We start from the raw sequence: 13293 nt of genomic DNA on the forward strand, positions 1-13293 counted from the left end.
CATCGCGCTGGGCGGCATAAAGTCAATGGCGCCCCACAGACTCTCAAGATCGACCCCAACAGGTAATCACGAGCGCCATGAAACTGTCTACCCTCATCAACACGCCCGTTGTCCCAGCTGGAACCGACCACGCAATTGGTCGCATTTCCGATATCGCCATTCGCGCTGGGCAGACCGAGTTGGAGTACGTCTTAGTCAATCTGAGCGTGGCCGGAGGGAATGACCCGGTGGCTTTCACCGCCGATACGCTCAAACTTGGTGCAAGCGAGGTAGTGTGCGCGTTATCCCATCACCAAGTGAATCACCTTCGACAGCGCGAAGGGGGCGAAGACCCCCTCGCAGTAGACATCAAAGGCCTGCCGCCCCTGGTCGTAGGGCCGTTCGGCAACGCGATTGCGCCGGTTGTGATGGGGGCGATCCTGAATGACGCTCTCCGCCAACGCCCCCAGCCCAGGCCACCCGGAAGCAACTTCCGATGGTTTGCGAAGTTGCAGGGCAACCCCGTGTTTGACGCGACTGGTGAGTTGGGAAGGTTTATGGATATTGAGCTCGACCCAAACACCAAGGCTCTGCGGTTTCTCTTGATCGACGGGCGACCAGATATCCTGAGTTTTCCGTTCGCTGAATTACGCAATATTCCCGACGATGAACACTACATGGTTCTGTCCAGACCTTCCGATCCGCTGCACCCGGTCTGAGGGTCTGGCCACGGCTTGTCATACCGCGCAGATGCGCGTTTTTTTCTTTTTAAAACAAATATTTTTGCATTTTTCTGGGAACAAGTCTCGGCGTCATTCGTTTGTTCAACAAGACCGCGGGAAACGCGGTCAGAACAGACCAAAGGAGTGAGCTATGAAACGTTTTCTGACCACAACTTCGATCGTTCTGGTGATGTCGGCATCGGCCTATGCAGAAAGCTCGAATGTCGAAGAAGTCGGCAAGAACCTGGAAGAGGCAGCCGAGGCAGCCGGTGATGCGCTGTCGAATACCGCGCAGGACATCAAGAACGCTGCGCAGAACACGGCGGAAGACGTCGACCAGGCAGCCGAAGCAACCGGTCAGTACATCAGCGAAAAAGCCGGACAGATGGCTGATGCGGTCGATCCCACCACCATCGACATCGAAGGTTATGTCCCCGTTGCCCAAGGCACCATCCCGGCCGAAGATCTGACCGGCATGCGCGTCTATGACGTCTCGCAAGAGTGGATCGGCGAGATCGAAGAGGTCGTCGTCGACATGGACGGATCGGTCGAAGGGGCCGTGATCGGCGTCGGCGGGTTCCTCGGCCTGGGGGAAAAGGATGTTCTGATCGATTTCTCGCGCGTGTCGCTGATGCGTGAAGTCAATGGTGACAACACCTATGCCTTCGTTCACGCTGACAAAGAGATGCTGAAGGGTATGCCGGCCTACGAAGGGTCGTAAAACGGCTCCTCAGTCGCAAAGCATGTGATCAAGCCGCCGGCCGATTTTTCGGTCGGCGGTTCTTTAGTTCCTGTCCATCCGCCACGTTTAGATCAGCGGGCGCGGAACGGCTTCGGTGATTTCGACCAAGCCAAGCTCGGCCAGACCCTCAAGATCGTTAATCTGCAGCACATTGTTGGACCACTCGGCCAGACCGAGATCCTTCAGCCGGCGCAGGGTCTTGTTCGTGTGAACCAGCGACAAGCCCAACGCATCCGCAAGATCCTGCTGCCGGTAGGGCAGCGGACACTGCAAGCCTTTGGCCAATCCGACAGCCTGCGACCTTGTGTAGAAGCGGTGCAGGCTCCACGCGATCTTCTCGATCGCGCCGCGCTGGCCGACGGTTGTCAGAGCGTCGCCCAGAAAATGCTCTTCGACGGCGGCCAGGAATGTCAGGTCAAAGGCGCGATCAGGCTGGTTCTGATATAACTCGAACAGCCGCGAGCGATTGAAAACGCACAGCCGCATCGCGGTTGTCGCTTCGACCGAGTGCCGCATCTCGCCCATGACGCCAGCCTGCAGCCCGACGAGATCGCCTGGAAGCACAAAGCCTATGACCTGCCTACGACCGTTTTCCAGCGTTTTGTAGCGAACGCCCATCCCGCTCAGGACCGTGAACAGATGCGCGGATTTCGCGCCCTCGATGAACAGTTGTGTTCCGGGTTCGGCCTGCATCTCGCCGGTTTTGAAACCCTGCATGAATCGCAGGTCGTCTTCCGAAAACGGCAGGAAGACGTCCATCTGCCTCAGCGGACAGTCCGCACATGCGATCAGAGAATTTTTTCGTTGCTGTGTCATAGTTTATTGCGGCGCTGCGGGATTGCCCTAGGGTGGCATCGAACAGATTTCAGGATGGTATTTATGGAAGCCTCTTCCCGCAGCGTAGCAGATGTTTTGATTGTTACGGAAAACTTTATCGAAGCAGCGGACATCAGTGACGCCATCCCCGCAGTTCCAACCGATCGCATTGTCCATATCCGCGAGCTGCACGCGGGCGGGCATTTCTGGCAGGATCCCAAATTCGCCCCGGCCTTGAGCGTTCTGAGCTATCGCAGAAGTGAGACGTCATTTGACGCCGTCGCGCGGCTGTTGGCCGAGCGCGGCAGTGCACTGTTGCTGTTGGACCCGTCCCCCGAGGTGCAAGCGCAATTTGAATGTGTGGCACTGATACGGCCTTTTACTGCCGCAGATCTTGCCCGCAAGATCGCAGCCATTGATTTCAGTGGGAACGGCTTGAAAATCGGCGTTGATCCTGGGTGAACTGACACAAGGCCCATTTCACCATCTATACAATTGACTCAAAAAAAGCGCGGCCGATGCCGCGCTTTTTTGTACCGACAATTTCCGCGCTGATCAAATCGCGCTGCGCGCTGCCTTCGGGCCAAAGATCAGCCAGCAGATGAACCCGATGACCGGAAGCAACAAAACGAAAAGGACCCACAGAATTTTCGCACCGGTTGTCGCAGACGAACCGATGATCGAGATAATGGCCCAGATCGACAAAACCAGGACGATCAGACCGCCAATGCCATATACTTCCACCATACCGAAGTTCCTTTCGAATTACGTGTCGTTGTTCCTACACGGACACAACGCGATAGGTGGCTAAAAGTTCCCGACAAAGATCTGGGTGTGATCCCAGTTCTCGCACGAGGCTTGAGGATTTTTTGCGCCTGATGGAACCAAAACGACCGGCAGAACGTTGGGTTTGAAGGTCGATACAAGGGGTCAAAATGTCCAATACACACAACGCGCCGCGAGACGATCTTGTCGAGAAAGAGAGTGAGCGCGAAGCGGTCGAAGAAGCGTCCGGGCTGTCTCCGCGCCAGATATTCGAGACCATCCGCCAAAACGGTGAGGAGGAGCTGGACCGCCCGACCAAAGCGTTGTTCTGGTCCGGGATTGCCGCTGGAGTGCTGATCAGCTTTTCGGTGCTGGGCGAAGCGATATTGCGGGCACATCTGCCCGAAACCAGCGGGCGCTTTCTGATCGAGAACCTGGGTTATTCCCTCGGCTTTGTCTTGGTCATCCTGGGGCGGATGCAGCTATTCACCGAGAACACGATTACGACCGTCGTTCCAGCCATGATAAATCCGTCCGTCGCGTGCTTCACCAAAACCGCGAGGCTGTGGGCAATCGTTCTGGGTGCCAATGTGCTGGGGGCGTTTGCGATATCTGCCTTCCTGATCCATACGCCGGTGTTGTCGCCCCAACTCGTCGCGGTCATCAACGACCTGAGCCACCACGCCACCGGCATGGGCGCCTGGGTTGGCTTTCTGCGCGGAATACCGGCGGGGATCCTGATTGCGGCGATCGTTTGGATGCTGCCTTCGGCACAGAACAACGAGGTGCTGGTCATCGTAATCTTCACTTGGATGATTGCGGCCGGCGACTTTACCCACGTCGTTGCCGGTTCGGTGGAAATGGCGGTTCTGATGCTTCAGGGGCAGTTGCCAGTAGGCACAGCCGTTTTCAGCTTTTTCCTGCCCGTTCTCGCCGGCAACATCATCGGCGGAACCGCTGTCTTCACGATGCTGGCCTACGCCCAGATCAAACCCGAAATAGAAGAAGACCCAAAGCGCGGTTGAGGCGCTTTGGGTCTTTGGGATGGCGGATTGGTTGGCGTGGCAGTGACGAGTAGCGGTGTCAACGATTCCTGATGAAGAACCAGATCAGTAGTCCGGCCAAACCCAAGCCGAGCATGGCCGGCAAAAGGTACTCGATACCCATATCGGTCGCGGTGTACCGCGTGTTCTAACCACGTTCCGCCTTGCGCAACGCGAGGCCCAGCAGGACACCCGCGCCCAACGCTCCGACCATAGCCATACCCGGGTTCTCGCGCACAAATGCGGCACTTTTCTCGGATGTCTGTGTCAGCTGCTTTTGCGCCTCGTCGCGCGCCGTTTTCAACGTGTCGCGCGTTGCGGTTACGCCATCTTCCAAGGCTGATTTGGCCTCCTTGGCCACTTCGTCGATCCGCGCCGCCATCTCCACATGCGGAGTGTCCTGAGGGGCCTTTTTCGCCGTTTTCTGTGTCATGTCAGATCTCCTTTCATCAACCCAACGCAGGCGCTCGCCAAAGGTTCCACCAAAATGACCCGGAACCAATCTGGGGTTCCAAGCGTTGACCCGTCAGTAGCCACAGAAATGAAAGGAAATCCCATGTTGTCCTGGGCGCTGATCTTTTTCGCACTTGCTATCGTTGCTGGCATCTTCGGGTTTGGCGGCATCGCGTCGGCCTCGGCCGGTATCGCGCAGATCCTTTTCGTGATCTTTCTGGTCCTGTTCATCGGTTCGCTGATCTTGCGACTGATCCGTGGGTAAGCCCCCGCGCATCCGCAATCCCTGAAACAGTACCCCGAGGTTCAAAGCCCTATGAAAGATGCCATCCATACCCAAACCGCCGCCGAATTGCTGGTTGCCTGCTTGGAAGCCAACGGCGTGACCTGTGCATTCGGTGTTCCGGGTGAGGAAACAACCGATCTGATCTCCGCAATCGACAAGTCGAGCATCAACTTCGTCCTGTGCCGGCACGAGCAGTCGGCGGCGTTCATGGCATCGGTTCACGGTCGATTGACGGGGAACCCGGCAGTATGCCTCTCGACACTTGGGCCTGGGGCGACCAACCTTGTCACCGGTGTGGCTGACGCTACGCTTGACCATGTGCCGCTGATCGCCCTCACGGGGCAGGGTGCGCGGTCCAGGCTGGGCCGCGAAAGTCATCAGATCATCGATCTCGAAGCGCTCTTCAAGCCAGTCACCAAGTTGAGCCGAACGCTGATGGTCGCGGATGAAATCCCCCAAGTCGTTGCCGAGGCCGTGCGGTTGAGCAAGCTCGACAAACCCGGAGCCGTCCATCTTTCTCTGCCCGAGGATCTGGCAGAGGTCCCGAGTCTGGCCGAACCTTTCGTGGCGCCGCCGCCAGCCGAGGTGCGACCGGTGGCCGATGCGGTCATCCGTTCCGCGCGCCTGCTGGCCGAGGCGAAAAAGCCCTTGATTCTTGCAGGGCACGGGGTCATCCGATCCGGCACCGCAAGCGACGTTCGGGAACTTGCGGAAAGCCTTTCGGCCCCGGTCGTCACGACGTTCATGGCCAAAGGCGTTCTGCCTCCGGGACACCCGCTCTCGCTGCATTCGATCGGTCAGCCGGGCAAAGAATTGGCATCAGAAGCCTTCGACCTGTGCGACCTGATCATTGCCATCGGGTTTGACCCGGTTGAATATCCACCCTCGAACATTTCGACGGGCGGTAAGAAGCCGGTTCTCGAGATCTCGGACGTGGCCTCGACTGTTGATGTGGACTGGCCGGTAAAGGCCGCTCTGACTGGGGATCTTCCGCACTGCATCGACGTTCTGGCGAAGGCCACGGCCGAAAGTCCCGCGCAAAGCTGGTTCAAAGGTCTCCAGCGGAGGATTGACGCCTCGCTGGAAGGTGGATCAACAGCTACCGATGCCGCCTGCGTCGCGCCGTCGGACATTTGTCAGGCGATTTCCGAAACGCTTCGCGAAAGCGACGTTCTGTTGTCTGGCGTGGGCCTGCACAAACTTTGGGTCGCCAGCAAGGTTCAAGCACGCCGAGCGGGGCAAATCATCATTCCGAACGGTCTGGCCGGTATGGGCCTTGCGCTGCCCGGAGCGATCGAGGCGGCCCGTCTGTTGGACGAGGGTCGGGTGATTGCCGTTTGCGGTGATGGGGACTTCTTGATGAACGTTCAGGAGATGGAGACGGCGGCCCGGTTGTGCGTGCCCGTTACCGTTCTGCTCTGGGAAGACAACGGCTATGGTCTGATCGACGAAAAACAGCCAGGTGCGCGCGAGTTTTCCTTCGGTAACCCCGATTGGGAGTCACTGGCCCGATCCTTTGGCTGGGTCTACCACGATATTGAAAGCCACCGCAAACTTGCTCCTGCGCTGCAGGCGGCGGCTGACGTCGCCGTTCCAACCCTGCTGCGGGTGTCGGTCGACTATTCGGCTGATGGCGGGATGCCCACCGTCACCTGATTTTTCCGCCGAAAGTGGAACCAAATCCGCCTTTGGGCGTTTATTTCCTAGTAGAAAAAGGAGTTGTCATGACCGACGCATTGAACGTTGTCCCGAACGAAAACCCCGTTTCCACTGGCGTGCGCGACACCGCACCCTTGGCCAAGGGTCTGGCTGATGTTCTGGCCGACACCTACCGGCTGACCTTCAAAACACATGCGTATCACTGGAACGTGGAAGGCCCGCTGTTCTATTCGATCCACAAGCTGACCGAAGAACAGTACGAAAACATGTTCGCCGCCGCTGATGAGATCGCGGAACGCATCCGCGCGCTGGGACATCTGGCGCCCTCGCGCATGTCCGACATACTCGATTTCTCGGCCATCAAGGATCGCGAAGGGGACCTGTCCGCCGCCGACATGATCGAAGATCTGGCCGCCGATCACGAGCGGGTGGCGCACCGCCTGCGCGCCCTGACCGAGCTTGCAGGAAGCCGCAAAGACGTCGTGACCGAAGATCTGGCGACCGAACGTTCGGCATTTCATGAGCAGGCAGCATGGATGCTGCGGGCGATCTCAAAATCAAGCTGACGCGGTGACCGGCGCATGTGTCGATTTGCGACCCAACTGCGCGCGTGTAAGGTCTTGGGCAGGCTTGCCGAAAAACCGGCAAGCCTGCGCGTTCCAATTTGGTGACCAGTCCAAAGGGCGGCAATGTCTGAAAAAAACACGAAAAGCCAAAACTTGGCCGAGGAGCGGACCGACTGGGCCGAAGACCGCACCATTTTGGCAAATGAGCGCACATTTGCGGGATGGATGAGAACCGGAATGGCATGCGTGGCCATCGCCCTTGGCCTTAAGGCCGTATTTTCCGCCGTCGAACCCGAGTGGCTGGCGAAGGCTGCAGCCACCCTTTTTGTGTTGATCTCGCTGCTAATCTACTGGGGAGCGTGGATGAACGCCCGCCGCGTGTATTCCCGATTGGAAGCGCACAGCGCCCAACCGGCATCTCGCTTCCACTTGCAATTGGTTGTTGGAAGCCTGTCCCTCGGATCAATCGCATGTTGCCTTGTGTTGTGGCTTGTCTAAGCGGGCTTGCGCGGACATCGCCTTCGTGCCAGTCAAGAACGGACTCCTGAATCTCGTGGCGATCGCGGACTAGGCGTCGTATAAGGCTCTGAGCTGTCGTTCCAACGACATGACGCATGTTGACTTGTGTGTCGAGGCCTGGAACGAGGCCATCATTGCACATAATTCGCCCGCGCAAATCAATAAACACTCGCCGATGAAAGCTGGTCAGCGTTTTTGACGAAAGATGATGCAGGCGCACTTCCTTTGAAGGAATGCTTAAAATACCTGACATCAGCTAGGCTGGCTACGGGTTTGAACTAGGGTTAGAAATCAGCGGCTTTTGTCCCCCATTCAAAGCAACTGTTGTTGCTGAGCAAGTAGCAACACAATCGCTTCAGCGCATAACACATTATTTTAACTTAGAAAAAAGTGGTGAGCCGTGCAGGATTCGAACCTGCGACCCACTGATTAAAAGTCAGTTGCTCTACCAACTGAGCTAACGGCCCACTCTTTTGTTGGATCTGTCGATCCGTGGCGCTCTTTACGGCAATTCCCCGACCGGGTTCAAGCCCTTATTTCGCGCCTCGTTTCGCCGTAACAACGCGTGTTTCCGGCAACCCGATAGGCGGCCTAATTAGGCAGGTGGCGCTGGAGGGTCAACCCCTTTTTTGAGGAATCTTCGCGACAGGGTGGATTCATGTTCGGACCGACGTTATATGCCCGCCATGCAACAGAGACTCGACACCGGACTGCCCTTCATAAAGATGCACGGGCTGGGCAATGACTTTGTCATTGTTGACGCACGCGCACAGGATGCCCCGATCACGCCGGAACTGGCCCGGGGAATCGGGCATCGGCAATTTGGTGTGGGATTCGATCAGTTGGCCGTTATCGAAAAAGGTGAAGCCGACGCGCATCTGGTGTTCTACAATTCCGATGGATCAACCTCGGCCGCCTGCGGCAACGCCACCCGCTGTATTGCACGGTTGCTTATGGATGAGACGGGGCGCTCTGCCCTGAAGCTCACCACGGAACGGGGAACCCTTCATGCGCGGGATGCCGGCGATGGGCTCACTTCGGTCAACATGGGGCACCCGCAGCTGAACTGGCGCGAAGTTCCTCTGGCAGAAGAGATGGACACGCTGGAATTGCCAATCGAAGGCACCCCGACGGCAACGGGAATGGGCAACCCGCATTGCACGTTCTTCGTTGACAACGCCGAAGCGATCCCGTTGGCAGAATTCGGCGCGCGTTACGAATACCACCCGCTTTATCCCGAACGCACTAATGTCCAGGTGGCCCAGGTCATTGGCCCGGATCACATCCGTATGCGCGTCTGGGAGCGCGGAGTAGGCATCACCTTGGCATCTGGCTCTTCGTCCTGTGCAACGGCCGTGGCTGCCGCGCGACGGGGGCGGACCGGGCGCAAGGTGCGGATTGATTTGGATGGTGGCACGCTTTGGGTCGACTGGCGCGACGATGGTGTCTGGATGACCGGCCCGACATGTCACGTTTTCTCTGGCACTCTGACGCCTGAATTTCTGAGGTCGCTGGGATGAACCCGCCCAAGTTCACCACGTTGGGCTGTCGCCTGAACGCATATGAAACCGAGGCGATGAAAGAGCTGTCGCAACAGGCCGGTCTGACAGACGCTGTGGTGGTGAACACATGCGCAGTGACGGCTGAGGCCGTGCGCAAGGCCCGGCAGGAGATCCGCAAGCTACGGCGCGAGAATCCGAATGCCCGTCTGATCGTCACAGGCTGTGCCGCCCAGACCGAGCCCGAAACCTTTGCCCGGATGGACGAGGTCGATGCGGTCATCGGCAACACCGAAAAGATGCAGCCCGAGACCTGGCAAGGCATGGCGACTGATTTCATCGGTCAGACCGAGGCGGTGCAGGTGGATGACATCATGTCGGTCACCGAAACGGCCGGCCATCTGATCGACGGATTCGGCACCCGCTCGCGCGCCTATGTGCAGGTCCAGAACGGTTGTGACCACCGCTGTACCTTCTGCATCATTCCCTATGGCCGGGGCAACTCGCGCAGCGTGCCGGCCGGTGTGGTGGTGGATCAGATCAAGCGGCTTGTCGACAAGGGCTATAACGAGGTCGTGCTGACCGGGGTCGATCTGACATCCTGGGGCGCCGACCTGCCCGCAAGCCCCAAACTGGGCGATCTTGTCATGCGCATCCTCAAGCTGGTGCCCGACCTGGCGCGCCTGCGCATCAGCTCGATCGATTCGATCGAGGTGGACGAGAATCTGATGCAGGCCATCGCAACCGAGCCGCGCCTGATGCCGCATCTGCACCTGTCGCTTCAGCACGGCGACGATCTGATTCTAAAGCGCATGAAACGCCGCCATCTGCGCGACGACGCCATCCGCTTTACCGAAGAGGCACGCAAGCTGCGCCCCGACATGACCTTTGGTGCGGATATCATCGCAGGCTTCCCGACCGAGTCCGAAGCGCATTTCGAAAACTCGCTGAAGCTGATCACCGACTGCGACCTGACCTGGCTGCATGTCTTCCCCTATTCCAAGCGTGAAGGAACACCGGCAGCCCGCATACCGCAACAGCTGAATGGAACGGTCGTCAAGGAACGCGCCGCCCGCCTGCGCGCGGCAGGCGACGCTCAGGTCACAAAGCACTTGTCGCAGCAAATCGGCAAGACCCATCACATCCTGATGGAAAACGCCCATATGGGCCGGACCGAACAGTTCACCGAGGTTTCGTTCAAAGCACCTCAACCCGAAGGCCAGATCGTGCGCGCTGCAATCACCGGGCAGACCATGACCCAACTCACGGCCTGATTCCCTTCATCAGTAAAGAAAGACCCCGGGAAGAAACTGGCCAATGGCCAAGAAGGGGGGCAAGGCCCTGTGACCCCTGCTGGAAACAAAAACCCCCGCAACCGGATGGCGCGGGGGTTTCAATTTATGCTTACTGAAAAGGGTCTCAGTCTTCTTTACGAAGTTTGCCCTTATGCGGAGCCCACAGGCGCTTGTTGACCAGATAGAGAAGCACCGACAGAACGGTCAGGAAAATCACGCCAACAAAGCCAGCGTTCTTGCGCTCCATCATCTTCGGCTCGGCCGCCCACATCAGGAACGCCGAGACGTCTTCTGACATGTGTTCGACCGAGTTCGAGTGCCCGTCAGCGAACTCGACCTGTTCATCCGCCAGCGGCGGTGCCATCGAAATCCAGCCGCCGGGGAAGGCCTTGTTTTCGTAGAGGACAGTTCCTGCCTCTTCCTTCTCTTCACCAGTATAGCCGTCCAGCAGTGAGGCGATGTACTCGGCTCCGCCCATGCCTTTGACCAGCTGATTGATGCCCAAACCGTAAGGTCCGTGGAAGCCCGCGCGGGCCTTGGCCATAAGGCTCAGGTCCGGTGCGCCGACACCGTTGTTCGCCGGGAAGTGGTCAGTCGGAATCGCCGGGCGGAAATCGTCCAGCTCGGGATCGAACACTTCGAAGTTGTCAGCCGCATAGGCGATGACTTCTTCTTCCGAATAGCCCAGCGCTTCCAGATCGCGCAGAGGCACGTATTGCAGACCGTGGCAGGCTGCGCAGACCTCGGTATAGATCTGAAGGCCGCGCTGCAGCTGATGCTGGTCCCAGGTGCCGAAGGGTCCTTCGAACGAGAAGTCGAAGTCTTCGATATGCTGCTCACCCCCACCTGCTGCAATGGATGCAACAGGGGTCAGGGCCAAGGCAAACGCGGCGCCGATTGCAAGTTTCTTGAACATGTTTCCGGTCCCTCTTCTTACTCGGCCGGCGTGGCGTCGGCATCAGCCTTGCCATAATGCGCGTTGAAGTCTTCTTCGATGGTCTCGGGCTGTGCCAGAGGCTTCTCGATCACTCCGAGGATCGGCAGGATCACGAAGAAATAGGCGAACCAGTAGGCGGACGCGATCAGCGAGAAGGTCGCATAGGGCTCTTCCGCGGGCATCGCACCCAGCCACATCAGGGCAAAGAAGTCGATGACCAGCAGGTAGAACCACCATTTGAACATCGGACGGTACTTACCCGAACGCACGTTAGACGTGTCCAGCCAGGGCGCCAGCGCCATGGCCAAGATCGCGCCGAACATCGCAAGAACACCGAAGAACTTGGCATCGATGATACCGCCGGTGATGAAGCTGGCGAATTGAACGACCCAGACCTCACCGGTAAACGCGCGCAAGATCGCGTAGAACGGCAGGAAGTACCATTCGGGAACGATGTGTGCAGGTGTCACCAGAGGGTTGGCTTCGATGTAGTTGTCGGGGTGGCCCAGGTAGTTCGGCATAAAGCCCACGACGGCCCAGAACACGACCAGGATCACGGCCAGCGCGAACAGGTCCTTGATCACGAAGTACGGCCAGAACGGCAGCGTGTCTTTCTCGGCCTCAGCTTTCGAGCCCCGGCGCACTTCAACACCTGTCGGGTTGTTGTTGCCGGTGGTGTGGAAGGCCCAGATATGCACCACAACCAATGCCGCAATGATAAACGGCAGCAGATAGTGCAACGAGAAGAAGCGGTTCAGCGTGGCGTTGTCCACGGCAGGCCCGCCCAGCAACCAGGTCTGAAGCGCGTCACCAACAAACGGGATCGCACCAAACAGGCCGGTGATCACGGTCGCACCCCAGAAGGACATCTGACCCCAGGGCAGAACATAGCCCATGAAGGCGGTGCCCATCATCATCAGGTAGATCAGCATACCAATGATCCACGTGATCTCACGCGGGGCTTTGTACGAGCCATAATACAGGCCGCGGAACATATGGATGTAAACCGCCACAAAGAACAGCGATGCGCCATTCATGTGCAGATAGCGGATAAAGTGACCGCCATTCACGTTGCGCATGATGTGCTCGATGCTGGCAAAGGCCAGATCAACATGCGGGGTATAGTGCATCACCAAAACGATACCGGTGATGATTTGCAGCGCCAGGCAGAACGCCAGAACGATGCCCCAGATCCACCACCAGTTCAGGTTCTTGGGGGTCGGGATCATAAGGGTATCGTACAGCAGGCCAACAATCGGCAGGCGGCTGTTCAGCCACTTCTCGCCGTTTGTCTTCGGCTCGTAATGATCGTGGGGAATTCCGGACATAAGTTTGGGTCTCCCTTAGCCGAGTTTGATTGTGCTGTTGTCCACCCATTCTGCGGGCGGGACAGGCAGGTTCTCAGGCGCGGGGCCTTTACGGATACGACCGGCGAGGTCGTAGTGCGAGCCGTGGCACGGGCAGAACCAGCCACCGAAGTCGCCGGCATCCCCCAAAGGCACACAGCCGAGGTGCGTACAAACGCCCATCTGAACGATCCAGGCACCCGGCGCTTCGCCTTCCGGTGACGGCATGACGCGGTTTGCGTCAGTCGCAGGCGCATCTGCGCTCAGGTTGAAGTTGCGTGCAAGCGGATCTGGCAGCGCATCAACACCTTCGGCGTCCTGTTCCTGGGCTTCCTGAATCTCGGCACCGGTGCGGTGACGGACAAAAACGGGTTTTCCCAGCCATTTTACCGTCAGTTGCGTGCCCGGCTCGACGCCGCTCACATCCACACGGATCGAGGACAGCGCCTGAACGTCTGCCGACGGGTTCATTTGGTTGATCAGTGGCCATACGGCTGCACCCGTTGCAACGACACCTGCGCCGCCAGCGACGTAGTACAGGAAATCTCTGCGGGTGCCTTCGTGGTCTTCTGCGTGGGACACGAGGTTATCTCCGATTATCTGGCGCCCGCGGACGGGCAAATAGCTCGCGCACCGCACGAATGCGGTGTCTTAACCGCGCTTACT

At 58.3% G+C, this 13293-nt stretch carries 16 protein-coding genes and 1 tRNA gene; 10 read left to right on the forward strand and 7 right to left on the reverse strand.

Annotation, left to right across the window (positions count from 1 at the left end):
• Positions 1-77: 77 nt before the first annotated feature.
• Complete coding sequence (locus GOW56_RS15450; protein ID WP_171116906.1) at positions 78-698, forward strand: PRC-barrel domain-containing protein; 621 nt, start codon at positions 78-80, stop codon at positions 696-698.
• Positions 699-852: 154 nt separating this feature from the next.
• Complete coding sequence (locus GOW56_RS15455; RefSeq protein ID WP_171116908.1) at positions 853-1422, forward strand: PRC-barrel domain-containing protein; 570 nt, start codon at positions 853-855, stop codon at positions 1420-1422.
• Positions 1423-1509: 87 nt separating this feature from the next.
• On the opposite strand, the gene GOW56_RS15460 is transcribed toward GOW56_RS15455, so the two are convergent.
• A complete protein-coding gene (locus GOW56_RS15460; protein ID WP_171206441.1) occupies positions 1510-2259 on the reverse strand; it encodes a Crp/Fnr family transcriptional regulator in 750 nt (249 codons plus the stop codon).
• A gap of 63 nt (positions 2260-2322) precedes the next feature.
• Here GOW56_RS15460 and GOW56_RS15465 point away from each other — a divergent pair, with 63 nt between their 5' ends.
• Entirely contained in the window at positions 2323-2721 is a 399-nt protein-coding gene (locus tag GOW56_RS15465) for a hypothetical protein (protein ID WP_171116912.1), read from the forward strand.
• Between the two features lie 93 nt (positions 2722-2814).
• On the opposite strand, the gene GOW56_RS15470 is transcribed toward GOW56_RS15465, so the two are convergent.
• Positions 2815-3006, reverse strand: coding sequence for a PLD nuclease N-terminal domain-containing protein (locus tag GOW56_RS15470; protein WP_093961670.1), 192 nt, complete (start codon positions 3004-3006; stop codon positions 2815-2817).
• Between the two features lie 188 nt (positions 3007-3194).
• On the opposite strand from GOW56_RS15470, the gene GOW56_RS15475 reads away from it, so the two are divergent.
• Positions 3195-4049: a formate/nitrite transporter family protein gene (locus GOW56_RS15475; protein ID WP_171116914.1), complete on the forward strand. Its 855-nt coding sequence runs from the start codon at positions 3195-3197 to the stop codon at positions 4047-4049.
• Positions 4050-4215: 166 nt separating this feature from the next.
• On the opposite strand, the gene GOW56_RS15480 is transcribed toward GOW56_RS15475, so the two are convergent.
• Positions 4216-4500: a hypothetical protein gene (locus tag GOW56_RS15480; protein ID WP_171116916.1), complete on the reverse strand. Its 285-nt coding sequence runs from the start codon at positions 4498-4500 to the stop codon at positions 4216-4218.
• Positions 4501-4623: 123 nt separating this feature from the next.
• Here GOW56_RS15480 and GOW56_RS15485 point away from each other — a divergent pair, with 123 nt between their 5' ends.
• From GOW56_RS15485 to GOW56_RS15500, 4 genes are all read left to right on the forward strand, one after another.
• Positions 4624-4785, forward strand: a complete 162-nt coding sequence (locus GOW56_RS15485) for a DUF1328 domain-containing protein (RefSeq protein WP_093961673.1) — start codon at positions 4624-4626, stop codon at positions 4783-4785.
• Between the two features lie 51 nt (positions 4786-4836).
• On the forward strand, positions 4837-6462 hold the full coding sequence (locus tag GOW56_RS15490; protein WP_171206442.1) for an acetolactate synthase large subunit: 1626 nt from the start codon (positions 4837-4839) through the stop codon (positions 6460-6462).
• Positions 6463-6530: 68 nt separating this feature from the next.
• Positions 6531-7031: a Dps family protein gene (locus tag GOW56_RS15495; protein ID WP_171206443.1), complete on the forward strand. Its 501-nt coding sequence runs from the start codon at positions 6531-6533 to the stop codon at positions 7029-7031.
• A gap of 123 nt (positions 7032-7154) precedes the next feature.
• A complete protein-coding gene (locus tag GOW56_RS15500; protein ID WP_171116923.1) occupies positions 7155-7529 on the forward strand; it encodes a YidH family protein in 375 nt (124 codons plus the stop codon).
• Positions 7530-7941: 412 nt separating this feature from the next.
• Here the strand turns inward: GOW56_RS15500 and GOW56_RS15505 are convergent.
• Positions 7942-8017, reverse strand: a tRNA-Lys gene (locus tag GOW56_RS15505).
• Between the two features lie 210 nt (positions 8018-8227).
• Between GOW56_RS15505 and dapF the strand changes: the two genes are divergently transcribed.
• Together dapF and mtaB are read left to right on the forward strand one after the other, a co-directional pair.
• Entirely contained in the window at positions 8228-9070 is an 843-nt protein-coding gene (dapF, locus tag GOW56_RS15510) for a diaminopimelate epimerase (protein WP_171172671.1), read from the forward strand.
• Positions 9067-10323 (forward strand): tRNA (N(6)-L-threonylcarbamoyladenosine(37)-C(2))-methylthiotransferase MtaB, encoded by a 1257-nt coding sequence (gene mtaB, locus GOW56_RS15515; RefSeq protein ID WP_171206444.1) that lies wholly within the window; start codon positions 9067-9069, stop codon positions 10321-10323. Before dapF ends, mtaB begins: the two co-directional genes overlap by 4 nt.
• Positions 10324-10468: 145 nt before the next feature.
• On the opposite strand, the gene GOW56_RS15520 is transcribed toward mtaB, so the two are convergent.
• The 3 genes from GOW56_RS15520 to petA are packed head-to-tail and all read right to left on the reverse strand — an operon-like array spanning position 10469 to position 13209.
• Entirely contained in the window at positions 10469-11260 is a 792-nt protein-coding gene (locus GOW56_RS15520) for a cytochrome c1 (protein WP_152459511.1), read from the reverse strand.
• 17 nt (positions 11261-11277) lie between these two features.
• Complete coding sequence (gene petB, locus GOW56_RS15525) at positions 11278-12609, reverse strand: cytochrome b (RefSeq protein WP_171116929.1); 1332 nt, start codon at positions 12607-12609, stop codon at positions 11278-11280.
• 15 nt (positions 12610-12624) lie between these two features.
• On the reverse strand, positions 12625-13209 hold the full coding sequence (gene petA / locus GOW56_RS15530) for a ubiquinol-cytochrome c reductase iron-sulfur subunit (RefSeq protein WP_152459513.1): 585 nt from the start codon (positions 13207-13209) through the stop codon (positions 12625-12627).
• Positions 13210-13293: the final 84 nt, after the last annotated feature.

The organism is Ruegeria sp. HKCCA0235A (genome assembly GCF_013033235.1).
Classification (GTDB): domain Bacteria; phylum Pseudomonadota; class Alphaproteobacteria; order Rhodobacterales; family Rhodobacteraceae; genus Ruegeria.

Coding starts and splice junctions, on each gene's coding strand:
- GOW56_RS15500 (WP_171116923.1), top strand. CDS start 7,155: ATGTCTGAAAAAAACACGAAAAGCCAAAACTTGGCCGAGGAGCGGACC.
- mtaB (WP_171206444.1), top strand. CDS start 9,067: ATGAACCCGCCCAAGTTCACCACGTTGGGCTGTCGCCTGAACGCATAT.
- GOW56_RS15450 (WP_171116906.1), top strand. CDS start 78: ATGAAACTGTCTACCCTCATCAACACGCCCGTTGTCCCAGCTGGAACC.
- GOW56_RS15520 (WP_152459511.1), bottom strand. CDS start 11,260: ATGTTCAAGAAACTTGCAATCGGCGCCGCGTTTGCCTTGGCCCTGACC.
- GOW56_RS15465 (WP_171116912.1), top strand. CDS start 2,323: ATGGAAGCCTCTTCCCGCAGCGTAGCAGATGTTTTGATTGTTACGGAA.
- GOW56_RS15480 (WP_171116916.1), bottom strand. CDS start 4,500: ATGACACAGAAAACGGCGAAAAAGGCCCCTCAGGACACTCCGCATGTG.
- dapF (WP_171172671.1), top strand. CDS start 8,228: ATGCCCGCCATGCAACAGAGACTCGACACCGGACTGCCCTTCATAAAG.
- GOW56_RS15495 (WP_171206443.1), top strand. CDS start 6,531: ATGACCGACGCATTGAACGTTGTCCCGAACGAAAACCCCGTTTCCACT.
- GOW56_RS15475 (WP_171116914.1), top strand. CDS start 3,195: ATGTCCAATACACACAACGCGCCGCGAGACGATCTTGTCGAGAAAGAG.
- GOW56_RS15470 (WP_093961670.1), bottom strand. CDS start 3,006: ATGGTGGAAGTATATGGCATTGGCGGTCTGATCGTCCTGGTTTTGTCG.
- GOW56_RS15490 (WP_171206442.1), top strand. CDS start 4,837: ATGAAAGATGCCATCCATACCCAAACCGCCGCCGAATTGCTGGTTGCC.
- GOW56_RS15460 (WP_171206441.1), bottom strand. CDS start 2,259: ATGACACAGCAACGAAAAAATTCTCTGATCGCATGTGCGGACTGTCCG.
- GOW56_RS15485 (WP_093961673.1), top strand. CDS start 4,624: ATGTTGTCCTGGGCGCTGATCTTTTTCGCACTTGCTATCGTTGCTGGC.
- petB (WP_171116929.1), bottom strand. CDS start 12,609: ATGTCCGGAATTCCCCACGATCATTACGAGCCGAAGACAAACGGCGAG.
- GOW56_RS15455 (WP_171116908.1), top strand. CDS start 853: ATGAAACGTTTTCTGACCACAACTTCGATCGTTCTGGTGATGTCGGCA.